General features: G+C 44.9%; 11 protein-coding genes. 10 read left to right on the forward strand and 1 reads right to left on the reverse strand.

Annotated features, from left to right (window positions below):
* Positions 1-45 precede the first annotated feature (45 nt).
* Together H7F26_RS20335 and desR are read left to right on the forward strand one after the other, a co-directional pair.
* Complete coding sequence (locus H7F26_RS20335; RefSeq protein WP_003183793.1) at positions 46-1,158, forward strand: two-component sensor histidine kinase DesK; 1,113 nt, start codon at positions 46-48, stop codon at positions 1,156-1,158.
* A gap of 17 nt (positions 1,159-1,175) precedes the next feature.
* Complete coding sequence (desR, locus tag H7F26_RS20340) at positions 1,176-1,775, forward strand: two-component system response regulator DesR (RefSeq protein ID WP_003183795.1); 600 nt, start codon at positions 1,176-1,178, stop codon at positions 1,773-1,775.
* 75 nt (positions 1,776-1,850) lie between these two features.
* Here desR and H7F26_RS20345 read toward each other — a convergent pair whose 3' ends face one another.
* A complete protein-coding gene (locus H7F26_RS20345) occupies positions 1,851-2,900 on the reverse strand; it encodes an NAD(P)/FAD-dependent oxidoreductase (protein ID WP_003183797.1) in 1,050 nt (349 codons plus the stop codon).
* A 289-nt stretch (positions 2,901-3,189) separates the two neighbouring features.
* Between H7F26_RS20345 and nikA the strand changes: the two genes are divergently transcribed.
* The 8 genes from nikA to H7F26_RS20385 all read left to right on the forward strand — a co-directional run bounded on the left by nikA (position 3,190) and on the right by H7F26_RS20385 (position 12,172).
* The gene (nikA, locus tag H7F26_RS20350; RefSeq protein WP_003183798.1) at positions 3,190-4,812 is read left to right on the forward strand and encodes a nickel ABC transporter substrate-binding protein; all 1,623 of its coding nucleotides are present in this window, start codon (positions 3,190-3,192) and stop codon (positions 4,810-4,812) included.
* Positions 4,813-4,821: 9 nt separating this feature from the next.
* Positions 4,822-5,766: a nickel ABC transporter permease subunit NikB gene (nikB, locus tag H7F26_RS20355; protein ID WP_003183800.1), complete on the forward strand. Its 945-nt coding sequence runs from the start codon at positions 4,822-4,824 to the stop codon at positions 5,764-5,766.
* Positions 5,763-6,596 (forward strand): nickel ABC transporter permease subunit NikC, encoded by an 834-nt coding sequence (nikC, locus tag H7F26_RS20360; RefSeq protein WP_003183802.1) that lies wholly within the window; start codon positions 5,763-5,765, stop codon positions 6,594-6,596. The genes nikB and nikC overlap by 4 nt, the downstream gene beginning before the upstream one ends.
* A gap of 15 nt (positions 6,597-6,611) precedes the next feature.
* A complete protein-coding gene (gene nikD / locus H7F26_RS20365) occupies positions 6,612-7,430 on the forward strand; it encodes a nickel import ATP-binding protein NikD (RefSeq protein WP_003183804.1) in 819 nt (272 codons plus the stop codon).
* A gap of 41 nt (positions 7,431-7,471) precedes the next feature.
* On the forward strand, positions 7,472-8,290 hold the full coding sequence (gene nikE / locus H7F26_RS20370) for a nickel import ATP-binding protein NikE (protein WP_003183807.1): 819 nt from the start codon (positions 7,472-7,474) through the stop codon (positions 8,288-8,290).
* A gap of 312 nt (positions 8,291-8,602) precedes the next feature.
* On the forward strand, positions 8,603-9,439 hold the full coding sequence (locus tag H7F26_RS20375; RefSeq protein WP_003183808.1) for a MerR family transcriptional regulator: 837 nt from the start codon (positions 8,603-8,605) through the stop codon (positions 9,437-9,439).
* Between the two features lie 56 nt (positions 9,440-9,495).
* Positions 9,496-10,851, forward strand: a complete 1,356-nt coding sequence (locus H7F26_RS20380) for an MATE family efflux transporter (RefSeq protein WP_003183810.1) — start codon at positions 9,496-9,498, stop codon at positions 10,849-10,851.
* A 313-nt stretch (positions 10,852-11,164) separates the two neighbouring features.
* A complete protein-coding gene (locus H7F26_RS20385; protein ID WP_003183812.1) occupies positions 11,165-12,172 on the forward strand; it encodes an AraC family transcriptional regulator in 1,008 nt (335 codons plus the stop codon).
* Positions 12,173-12,183: the final 11 nt, after the last annotated feature.

A 12,183-nucleotide genomic window follows, 5' to 3' on the forward strand; every position in this document is an offset into this window, starting at 1 on the left:
GGTAAAGTTACTCTAAAGATGAAAAGCTGAAAATGAGGTTATAACATGTTCAAAAAACATTTTACATTTCAAAAACTGAACGGGATCTCGCCGTATATATGGACAATATTTTTCATCCTTCCCTTCTACTTTATCATGCAATCATCATCTACACTTGTTATCGTCGTCGGCATCATTTTGACGCTTTTATTTTTTGCGGTATACAGATTTGCTTTTGTCTCAAAAGGCTGGGACGTTTATTTGTGGGCGTTTATTTTAATCGGCATTTCAACCGCTTCGATTATGATGTTCAGTTATATTTATTTTGCTTTTTTTATCGCATATTTTATAGGGAACATTAAAAAACGAGCCCCTTTTCATATTTTATATTACGTCCACTTAATAAGCGCAGCCGTCGCTGCCAACTTCAGTCTCGTGTTAAAAAAGGAATTTTTTCTGACACAAATTCCCTTTGTGGTCATCACCCTCATCAGTGCGATTTTATTGCCGTTCAGCATTAGAAGCCGCAAGGAGCGTGAACGCCTGGAAGAAAAGCTCGAGTATGCTAATGAACGGATTGCCAATTTGGTAAAATTAGAAGAACGGCAGCGGATTGCCCGCGACCTCCATGATACACTTGGACAAAAGCTGTCTCTTATCGGTTTAAAAAGCGACTTGGCGAGAAAATTAATTTACAAAGATCCCGATCAAGCCGCGCGTGAACTGAAAAGCGTTCAGCAAACTGCGAGAACTTCTTTAAATGAAGTCAGAAAAATCGTATCCTCCATGAAAGGCATCCGGCTCAAGGATGAAATCATAAACATCAAACAAATTCTTGAAGCAGCCGGCATTGCGTTCATCTATGAAGAAGATAAATTGCCGGAAAATATCTCATTGCTTAATGAAAACATATTGAGCATGTGCTTGAAGGAAGCTGTCACTAATGTCGTCAAACACAGCCAGGCTAAGACCTGCCGCGTTGACATCCAGCAGCTCTGGAAGGAGGTTGTCATTACAGTGACTGACGATGGAACGTTTCAAGGTGAAGAGAAGTGCTTTTCAAAAGGACACGGCTTGCTTGGCATGAGAGAACGGCTTGAATTTGCAAACGGAAGCCTACACATTGATACAAAAAACGGCACCAAGCTTACCATGTCAATTCCTAACAACTCAAAATAAAAAAAAGGATGGCTTACATGATTAGTATATTTATTGCGGAAGATCAGCAGATGCTCTTGGGCGCTTTAGGATCGCTTCTGAACTTAGAAGATGATATGGAAGTCGTCGGCAAAGGCACTACCGGACAAGATGCCGTTGATTTCACAAAAAAACATCGGCCTGATATATGCATTATGGACATTGAAATGCCCGGAAAGACGGGGCTTGAAGCTGCTGAGGAATTAAAGGATACAGGCTGCAACATTATTATCTTAACCACTTTTGCCCGCCCCGGCTATTTTCAGCGAGCCATTAAAGCAGGTGTTAAAGGCTATTTGTTAAAGGACAGCCCAAGCGAAGAGCTTGCGAGCGCCATCCGCAGCGTCATGAAAGGAAAGCGGATCTATGCGCCTGAACTGATGGAAGACATGTACAGTGAGGCCAATCCCCTCACAGATAGAGAAAAAGAAGTGCTTGAACTTGTGGCTGACGGAAAAAACACAAAAGAAATCGCCCAAGAACTCAGCATCAAAAGCGGAACCGTGCGAAATTATATCTCAATGATTCTTGAAAAGCTTGAGGTGAAAAATCGGATTGAAGCCATTACTCGTTCAAAGGAAAAAGGCTGGTTTAAATAAAAAGAGGATCTTGCCATATGTCCAAGATCCTCTTTGACGAATCAGCCGCTCCCGCGGGTGAAAAATATTCCTTATCTACACGAACATCTTCTTGACAAGCTCGCGGTTGCGCTCTTTGAAAACCTCATTATGCGACGACACCATCGCACTCTTGTGCGCTTCGGGATCGATAAATCGCTTGGCGCTGTTGACCGCGTTTGCCGCATCTTGAAACGCTCCGGCGATCAGGTGCAGCTTGCCTTCGTAATGCACAATATCCCCCGCCGCATACAGACCGGGCACGGAAGACTGGCAGTTGGAAGTACCTGCAATATAATAGTCATCCACTCGGGTAACATCAAGGCGGCTGTTCTCCAGAAGTGAGGTGTCGCGTTCATATCCGTGGTTGATAACCACCTCGTCGACAGGCAGTTCCATCACCTCACCTGTTTGAGCGTTCGTGAGCTCGACCCGTTCGATCACCTCATGATCTTCCGAAGCGATCAGCTTGGTAATCTCTGTATGAAAGAAGCAGCTCACCGAGCTGTTCAGAAGCTGATCCACCTGGGCCTCATGCCCGCTGAGCGCATCTTTGCGGTAAGCGAGGTAGACCTTTTTCGCTACAGGTTCGAGTTCGTTGGCCCAATCGACAGCCGAATTGCCGCCGCCGGATACAATGACCGTTTTATCTTTAAAATGCTGCAGTGACTTAACCGTATAATTCAGATTGGACACTTCAAAACGCTCTGCGCCTTCTATCTGAAGCTTTTGCGGATTGAGGATGCCGCCGCCCACGGCAACGATGACCGTCTTGGAAAGATGCACACCTGAGGCAGCCGTATGTAATTCAAACAACCCTTCTTCATTGCGGGCAATCGATTCGACTTTCTCATTCAGCAGCACTTCAGGATGAAACGTTAACCCCTGCTGCACCAGCTGTTCTATCAGCTTGGCTCCGGAAATAGGCGTTAATCCCCCGACATCCCAGATCATTTTTTCAGGATAAACGTGAACCTTTCCGCCCAGCATCGGCTGATATTCAATAATCTTTGCCTTCATTCCCCGCAGTCCGCTGTAAAAGGCGGAATATAACCCAGCCGGACCTCCGCCGATAACGGTCACATCAAACAATTCATTTCTGCTCATCGCTCTTCACTCCCGGTATATGTCATGAGTTCACAAACACCAAACGCAAATGATTATCATTATCATTAAGTGTACTTTGATTGCTCCATTTTTACAATCCATTTTAATAAAAAGTTCATGCTTCGCCCACTTCGATTTTGCCGCTTCCCCCTTTCCGCTCGTTCTTCATGGGTTGCCGCCGCTCCCTATTCCGCAGCATTTAGATAGTTCCTATATCTTACATTGACAAGGGTATGCCCCCTGCATAAAATGAAAATGATTATCAACTTCATTTAGGAGGAAACAAAGCATGATGAGCGGAAGGATTAGTTTGAAAATTAAAATTATTTTTATATTAATGCTCGCCTTTTCTATTTTATTAGCCGGATGTACAACCTCAGGAAATTCAACAGAGAAAACTCATGAAAACTTGGTCACAATGGCTTGGCCTAGAGATATAGGCGAAATGAATCCGCATGTGTATAATCCTTCCCAATTATTTGCCCAGTCGATGGTATATGAACCTTTGGTTACCTATGAAGCGGGAGGAAAGCTTAAACCGCATTTAGCCGAATCTTGGGATATATCAAGTGACGGTAAAGTATATACGTTTCATTTGCGTAAGAATGTAACATTTTCAGATGGAACGAAGTTTGATGCGAAAATTGTGAAAAAGAATTTTGACTCCATTTTAAAACATACTGAATTACATAGCTGGTTAGGGTTTATTTCAAAAATAGCCCAAACAGAAGTGATCGATGACCATACATTTAAATTAAAATTGACTGAACCATACTACCCGACCATTCAGGAACTAGCCGTTGTACGGCCGGTCCGGTTTTTGGGAGAAGCGGGCTTCCCTGAGGACGGCGATACATCAAAGGGTGTCGAAAAACCGGTTGGTACGGGCCCATGGGTATTGGAAGAGCATAAAGCTGATGAATATGCGGTTTTTAAACGCAATGAACATTATTGGGGTGAAAAGCCAAAAGTCGAGAAAATCAAAGTGAAAGTTATCCCAGATGCCGAAACAAGGGTGCTAGCATTTGAAAAAGGCGAGCTTGACCTCATTTACGGCGAAGGCGTTATCAGTTTGGATGCATACAAGCAGCTGCAATCGACAGGTCAATATGAAACAAGCCTTTCTGAACCCGTGGCGACGAGACAGCTCGTCATGAATACGAAAAAAGAACAGCTTTCTGATGAGCGCGTGCGGCAGGCCCTGCAATACGGTTTTGACAAAGAAGCCATGGTGAAAGGCATCACCTCAGGGTTAGAAGAAAAAGCAGATCATATTTTGCCGACAGACTTCCCATACACGTCTGATATTGATGTAAAGCAAATCAACTATGATACAGAAAAAGCAAAAGAGTTATTAGATGCGGCCGGCTGGAAGCTTCCGAATGGCAAGACCGTGCGCGAGAAAGACGGAAAGCCTCTTGAATTTAGTTTAATGTATGATTCAGCTGAATCCATTCAAAAAACAATGGCTGAAACGCTGCAGGCAGAATGGGCAGCGATCGGGGTAAAGCTGAATCTTGAAGGCGTAGAATTGGCAACCCAAGTCAAACGGTTTAAGGCAAATGAGTTTGATATGAACTTCTTTAGCAACTATGGTGCGCCTTATGACCCGCATACATTTTTAAACATTGTCGCGTCCAAAGGATTCGGATTTAATGAAGCGATCTCAGCCTATCCAAACAAGGACGAGCTAATCAAACAGATGGCAAAGGTGCCTCAAACGACTGATGAAAAAGAGCGGCAGGAGCATTACTCATCTATTTTAAAATCACTTCAAGACCAGGGAGCCATCGTACCTGTTTCTTACATTAAAAAGACGGCGATATATCAAAAGAATATCACCGACTTTACGTTCCCTGCTAACCGTGACGAACATCCATTTACAGGCATTCGCGTCAAGCAGCAACACTAGGAGGCTTTTATGGGCAACTATATATTGAAACGAATCATGTCGATTATTCCAGTTTTTCTTTTAGCTGCACTTCTGACAACTGGAATGATTCATCTCTCGCCGGTTGACCCAGCTGAAGCATACTTAGCCGCAGCGCATATCCAGCCAACTGATGAAATTTTAGCGCAAAAAAGACATGAGTTTGGCTTGGATCAGCCATTTTTTATTCAATATGTAAACTCTGTTTTGAAGATATGCCAGCTTGATTTTGGCATATCTTATGTTTCAAACCAGCCGGTTTGGGACGAAGTGGCACACCGAATGCCGGCAACGGTCGAACTTGCGCTTGGGAGTTTATTGATTGCGGTGCTTGTCAGTGTGCCGCTCGGCTTCTTAGCGGGAATCAAAAGAAATGGTGCAGTTGATCATATCAGCCGCTTCATTTCCTTTTTCGGGGCATCCATCCCAACTTTTTGGTTAGGGTATATGCTGGTTTTTTTCTTTTCTGTTCAATTAGACCTTTTCCCGGTAGAGGGCGCTGGGACATGGCAGCATCTCGTACTGCCGTCTATGACATTGGCGCTTCCTTTAATTGCGATGTATACAAGGCTGCTCCGTGCAAGCGTCATCGAAAACCTGCAGGAACCATATGTTCAATTTGCACGCATAAGAGGAATAGCGAAGTTGAACATTATGGCCAAACATGTATTGCGAATGGCCATTTCTCCGATGATTACGGGTCTGGGAATGAATCTTGGCAAGCTGCTTACCGGCACAATTATTGTTGAAGTCGTTTTTTCTTGGCCCGGCTTTGGCCGTTATTTTATTGAGGCCATTTTCAATCGGGACATCCCTGTCATTCAATGCTATGTGTTCTTAGCCGCTACCTTTTTTATATTGAGCAACTTAATTGTTGATCTCATTCAAATGTATATTGACCCGCGCATTTCAAGGAAAGAAGGGCAGCATCGATGATGATAAGTATACGCAGGATATTCAAAGGCCAAAAAGTGATTACGGTATGCACCACTATATTAACCATCCTTTTTATTATCGCTGTATTCGCCCCTTGGATTGCGCCGCACCATCCTGCTGATGTCCATATGGTATATAAGCTGCAGCCTCCATCCTGGGAATTTCCTTTAGGAACTGATCATCTGGGAAGATGCAACTTATCCCGCCTTTTGTACGGCGCCCGGATTTCTTTGGGATTCGCGATGCTTATTTTCATTTCCTCCCTCGTTATCGGCCTCATTGTCGGGACGATTTCAGGGTATAAAGGCGGCTGGATTGACCAGCTGTTAATGAGATGCTGCGATGGTGTAATGGCCTTTCCGAACTTAATTTTAGTTCTTGGCCTCGTGGGCATTTTCGGCCCCGGACTTCCTCAAGTCATTCTGGCCCTCATGCTTGTGCAATGGGTCTATTATGCGAGAATTTTCAGAGGAATGGTGCTGAGTCTGAAAGAGGAGAACTTTATTGCGGCGGCAAAAATCAATGGATCTTCACAATGGAAAATCATTAAAAATCATATCATCCCTAATGTCCTCCCTCCCCTCGTCGTCATCGGTACGTTGGAAATGGGCTGGGCCATTATGGATATCTCGGCTATGTCTTTTCTCGGCTTGGGCGTCCAGCCCCCGGCGGCTGAATGGGGAGCGATGATTCATGAAGGTAAATCGTATATTCGGTCGAATCCCGAGTTAATGATTTATCCAGGGGTGATGATCATGATTGTGGTTGTGACATTCAATTTATTGGGCGAAGCCTTATCAGATCAATACGGTGTCAAACGTCGATTTTAAAAAGGAATGAGGAAGTTGGGAACAGAACAATCAACGGTGCTTCGAGTCAGAGATTTGCATGTACAGGTTAACAACCAAAAAGGACATTCAACCCTTGTGCAAGACATCAATTTTGATTTGAAGCGCGGCCAAGTCCTTGGTCTGATTGGTGAGAGCGGTTGCGGAAAAACGGTAACAAGCATGTCTATTCTTCAGACGCTTGATCCAAAAACAACTAAGGTGGAAGGAAGTATTGCATTGCGAGGCCGTGAATTGAACGGATTAGCAGATAAGGAAATGCGTAAAATCCGCGGCAAAGATATTGCCTATATCATGCAAAATCCGATGAACGCTTTTACACCCGTTTTTACGATAGGACAGCAAATGACCGAATCGATTCGCTCTCATACATCTTTTAGCAAGAAACAGGCGAAAGAGCTTGCGACCGAAGCATTGCATCATGTGAACCTACCCCACCCTGCTAAACTTTTACATTCTTATCCTTTTCAATTAAGCGGCGGAATGCTTCAACGGGTCATGATTGCAATTGCATCATGCTTAAAGCCTGCCATTCTCATCGCGGATGAGCCTACCACTGCGCTCGACGTGTATAATCAGAAGACGGTGCTGAAATATTTAGACGGCATGCGTTCTGACTTCGGCACGGCGATTTTGCTTATATCTCATGACCTCGGCGTTATTGCTGAAATGGCGGATGAAGTTGCTGTGATGCAGAATGGGAGAATTGTAGAAAATAGAGATGTGTTTCAGCTGTTTGATGAACCAAAGCATGAATATACTAAGAAGCTATTAAGTGCACGGTTGACATTGCCGGTGGATCAACTTGCGACTTGAGTCAGTATGAGGAAGGCCGGCATTTGAGATGGGGTGAACAAGTGAGTTTATTACAAGTGAAAGAAGTCACTCATCATTATACAGCGCGCAAATTATTCAAGTGGAAAATTCAATCGAAACAAGTCCTTTCCAATGTCAGCTTTTCGATTGAGGAAGGCGCATGCTTAGGCATGGTTGGACCGAGCGGAGCCGGGAAAAGCACATTGGGAAAAGTGATGCTTGGTTTGGAGCGGCCGCAATCGGGGCAAATCTTTTTTCAAGGACATGATCTCTATAAAGCAGATCAGTCAATCCGGCGGAAAATCCGCCGCGACCTTCAAGCTGTTTTTCAAGACTCCTATTCTTCCGTCAACCCGAGAATGACGGCTGAACAAATTCTAGCAGAACCGCTAGAAAACTATGAAAGGCTCACAATCGCTGAGAAAAAACGGACCATTATCGAGCTCTTGGAAAGAGTAGGCTTAACTGAAAAGGATTTAACAAAATATCCGCACCAGTTCAGCGGCGGCCAATTGCAGCGGATTAATATTGCAAGAGCGGTCTCGCTCAAGCCGAAGCTGATCGTATTAGACGAGTCTGTCAGCAGCCTGGACATGGTAACCCAAACGCTTATATTGGGTTTATTAAAAGAGCTCAAAGACGATTTCGGAATGTCTTATTTTTTTATCACACATGATTTAAAAGCCGCCTATCAATTGAGTGATACACTAGGTGTATTAGACCACGGCCAATTGGCCGGACTTTACGATAAACATCGTTTTTTAAAGTCAGACCACCCGGTTGTACAAGAAATGAAGCGTTCCATACTGGCAGAACACCCGCGCTTTCGTTCGATCAGAACAAGAGCGGTTCGGCAATAAATTAGCCGGGAGCTTTCCTGAATGAGCTTCTTTAATCAAACTGTATACAGATTTTTTTATTCGCAGTGAAAAAAATATGGCAAATGAGGGCTTCCAATGATGGAGCCCTCATTTATTTTTAAAAATCCTCAATAGATTGGTTTGGCAAAAAGAATTGTTTTGCATCGAACAGATTGCTTAGGGATACTGGGCCTCCTTATTGACCAGGCATGTATTTTCACCTAATGTCAATAGTAGACTTAATACATAATTCCGATAACCGAATAGCTCTGTATTTGGTGATATCACTAAAACGAACAGATGAGGTGAAACATGATGAACAATCGATTCCGTGTAGGAGAAGTAGCAAGACTTTTCAAGCTGCCTGCATCGACTCTGCGTTACTATGATGAAATCGGGCTGTTCAGGCCAAAGTATACCGATCCTGAAACATCTTATCGATATTATGGTGTTGAACAATTTCAGATCCTGGATACGATTATTTTTTTAAGGAAAAATGGATTTTCGTTAAAAGATATTCAGCATCAGTTAGATCAAAGGACTCCGGAAACAACGATGGAAATTTTGAAGAAAAAGCTTGAGGAAGTCAGAGCGGAAATTTTTCGTCTCCAACGCAACGCGGCGAGAATCGAGAACAAAATTTCCACAATCGAAGAAGGAATAAAACTTGCCGAACATCCTGCTTTAACATTTCAGTATTTCCCAAAACGGGCTATTTCCTACCTGTATTTTGACAAGCCTGTCGACCTGATGGAGGAAGGCGACGACATTTATTTAAAGGATAAAGAAACGCTTTCAAGCCAGTCGATTGAGAATAACGGCTTCTTCACCGGAGACATTGGAACAATCGTTGATATGGAGAGCTTGAAGCAAGAAGGACCGGTAAAATATATCGGCGTATTTGAATTGCTGCACGAGGAAGACAGTGAAGACTATTTAAACGAAGGGTTGTATGCGAGTTACCCCCATATTGGTCCCTACGAGGACATCAGGAAAAGTTATCAGCTCGTTTTAAGCCAGCTGAAAGAGAAGGAATACGAGCTGGCGGGAATCCCTGTTGAAATCTCATTTCTTGATGATGCTGTGATCAAGGAGTCAGCTCGTTATGTCACTTTAATCCAAATTCCGGTAACAAAGAGTTTTGATTGACCTTCAAGTAACTTGAAGGTTTAGAATACTCCTGTAGCTCATTATAGGAGGAATACATGATGACAGAAACACATCAGCAGCTCATGAAATTACCAGTAAATCAAGTGTTTTTTAAATATTTCGTCCCTGCAACGCTTGGATTAATCCTGATGTCAGCGAATATTTTAATTGATGGCCTGTTCGTAGGCAATGGCATTGGAACCGCAGCACTGGCTGGAGTGAACCTTTCCTATCCGGTTATTTCACTCATTATGGCCATCGCTCTTTGGATTGGGATAGGCGGAGCAACAAAGTACTCCATCAGCATCGGGGAGAATCGCCCCAAGAAGGCCAGCAGCATTTTTTCATTGGCTCTCTTCTTGGCGCTTATCATCAGCGTGCTTTTAGGAGTATTCGGGATTCTCAACATTCAAACCATTTCGATATGGCTTGGTGCCAACTCCGACACCTCTTCTTTTGTCATAGAGTACTTAAGTGTCATGTTTTTATTCGGCTGGGTCATTACATTAGAACAGGTCTTAAGTATTTTTGTAAGGAATGACGGCAGTCCGAAGCTTTCGATGATGGCTCTTGCAACGACATCGATTGTGAATATCATTCTGAATTTTTATACGATCATGATTTTGGACATGGGGGTAACAGGCGCTGCGATTTCAACGGTGCTTGGCGGATTCGCCGGACTGCTTGTATTATCCCTGCACTTCTTCAACCGTCAAGCGCAACTGAGAAGGCCGGCGTTTCAGTGGTCTTGGAAATCCCTTATGCACATCTTTGCCATCGGGTTTCCAAGCTTTCTGGCAGAGGCCGGGCTCCTCGTATTTGTTACAGGATACAACTTGGCAATGGCAAGCCTGGCAGGCACGGAAGGAGTCGCTGCCTTCTCGGTCATTAACTACCTTCACGGGTTCATGTTCCTGTCCTTCTTCGGCATTGAAATGGCACTTCAGCCCATGATTAGCTATTATCATGGTGCTGAAGAAACCGAACAAATCAAAAGCAGCATGAAGATTGGGGAGAAGACCGCCGTAATCCTGGGCATACTTTTGCTCGTTATCGGCTGGGGGGCTGCCCCATTCCTTGTAGGCTTATTCGGAATAGAATCAACCGAAATCCAGCAGCTGGCCATCGATGGAATCCGCCTGTTTTTTATCGGCTATACCTTCCTTGGCTATAACTTTGTCTATATGAGTTACTTTCAATCTATTGGCCGGGCCGGCTCATCGGTTGTTATCATTATATTGCGAAGCTTCGTGTCCCTGTTCATCCTGCTTTGGATTTTGCCAAAGTTTATTGGCGTCACGGGAGTTTGGCTATCCTTGCCGCTTTCCGAGTTTTTTGTTGCCGTCCTCCTCTTTTTCATTGCAAGAAAACATGTGATGGGAAAAGGAAATCCCGCTATCGGGAAGGGATGATTTTACAGCCGGGAGATTTTCCCCGCTTGTTGTCCTATAGAACTTAATTTGTCCATTCAAGGAAAAGAAATGTTTGTGCTGTTTGAATCCCCTCCTATTCGAAGGACATGATAGATTAAAGGCGCCTGCCTGTCACAGCCTTCGTACGCATATGGCGGGCTGACACGTTCGGCGTGATCGGCAAGTTAAATGTCGCTCTTTGCTAGTTACAGATCGACAATGGTTAGGTAAAGTTATAACTGTCCCGCCAACAAGGCTGGACAGAATGACGACCAAACGAGCGAAGGTGCAGAAAGTTAAAGGAGTGCTCAAGATGTCTCATACTCGAATTAAATTCCCGGCAGGATTTTGGGCAGGATTGCGTCAATTAGGAATTAACGCCCCTGATGTGCTTCGAAAAGCCCGGCTGCCGCTCACCGTGATGACTGAACCAGTTGTCACCGCCGCCCAATACTTCGCGATCTGGCAGGCGTATTCCGACCTTGTTGATGACGTTTCCAAAGGAATCATCAAGCTTGCGACCGGCTTTGAGCCGGCACATTACCCTCCGGCCGTATTAGCGGCTTACCATGCCCGTGACTACCGCGGCGCGCTAAAACGAATGGCCCGCTACAAACAATTATGCCCTCCTGAAAGCCTGCGTATCACCGAAGAAGATGAGCACTGCGCAATCGAACTGGAATGGTTGGATGATAAGCTACCCGGTCCGCCGCTCTTGATTGGCATTACACTGGCATTTCTTCTGGAACTCGGGCGCCGGGGCACAGGTCAGCCGTTGACAGCGAAGTCGGTCGAGTTTGCACACCCAATGGGCGACATGCAGGCGCTTGAAGCATACTTCGGCTGCCGCATCCGGAGCGGTGCAGCTCGGAACCGGCTGACGCTGAATCGAGGAGATCTTGACCGCCCTTTTGTCTCGTATAACGCGGAGTTGCTGGAGATTTTGACTCCCGTGCTGGATCAATCGTTGAATGATCAGCAAAATAGCCTTTCAATCAGCGGAGCGGTCAAGTGGATCATGAAACGCACGCTTCCAGGAGGGCACCCCGACATTCAGACTGTTGCGAGCGAGTTGGGAATGAGCGGCCGCACCTTGCAGCGCCGGCTTACTGACGAAGGCACTAGCTTCAAACAGCTGTTGATCCAAGTCAGACATGAGCAGGCGCGGGAGTACTTGGCAGACCCTTCGCTCGATATTAAAGAAGTGGCCATTCTGATCGGATATGAAGATCAGAACTCGTTCTACCGGGCCTTCCGCCTTTGGGAAGGCGAGACTCCTTCTAATTGGCGTAAGAAGACCCGGCTGAATGGATTTAACTAGAATAGGAGAAA

Source organism: Bacillus sp. PAMC28748, from assembly GCF_014250415.1.
Lineage (GTDB): Bacteria > Bacillota > Bacilli > Bacillales > Bacillaceae > Bacillus > Bacillus licheniformis.

Bases quoted from the DNA above. Each gene is read 5' to 3' on its own strand.
- H7F26_RS20345 (WP_003183797.1), bottom strand. From the start codon at position 2,900: ATGAGCAGAAATGAATTGTTTGATGTGACCGTTATCGGCGGAGGTCCG.
- H7F26_RS20375 (WP_003183808.1), top strand. From the start codon at position 8,603: ATGATGAACAATCGATTCCGTGTAGGAGAAGTAGCAAGACTTTTCAAG.
- H7F26_RS20385 (WP_003183812.1), top strand. From the start codon at position 11,165: ATGTCTCATACTCGAATTAAATTCCCGGCAGGATTTTGGGCAGGATTG.
- H7F26_RS20380 (WP_003183810.1), top strand. From the start codon at position 9,496: ATGATGACAGAAACACATCAGCAGCTCATGAAATTACCAGTAAATCAA.
- desR (WP_003183795.1), top strand. From the start codon at position 1,176: ATGATTAGTATATTTATTGCGGAAGATCAGCAGATGCTCTTGGGCGCT.
- H7F26_RS20335 (WP_003183793.1), top strand. From the start codon at position 46: ATGTTCAAAAAACATTTTACATTTCAAAAACTGAACGGGATCTCGCCG.
- nikA (WP_003183798.1), top strand. From the start codon at position 3,190: ATGATGAGCGGAAGGATTAGTTTGAAAATTAAAATTATTTTTATATTA.
- nikC (WP_003183802.1), top strand. From the start codon at position 5,763: ATGATGATAAGTATACGCAGGATATTCAAAGGCCAAAAAGTGATTACG.
- nikB (WP_003183800.1), top strand. From the start codon at position 4,822: ATGGGCAACTATATATTGAAACGAATCATGTCGATTATTCCAGTTTTT.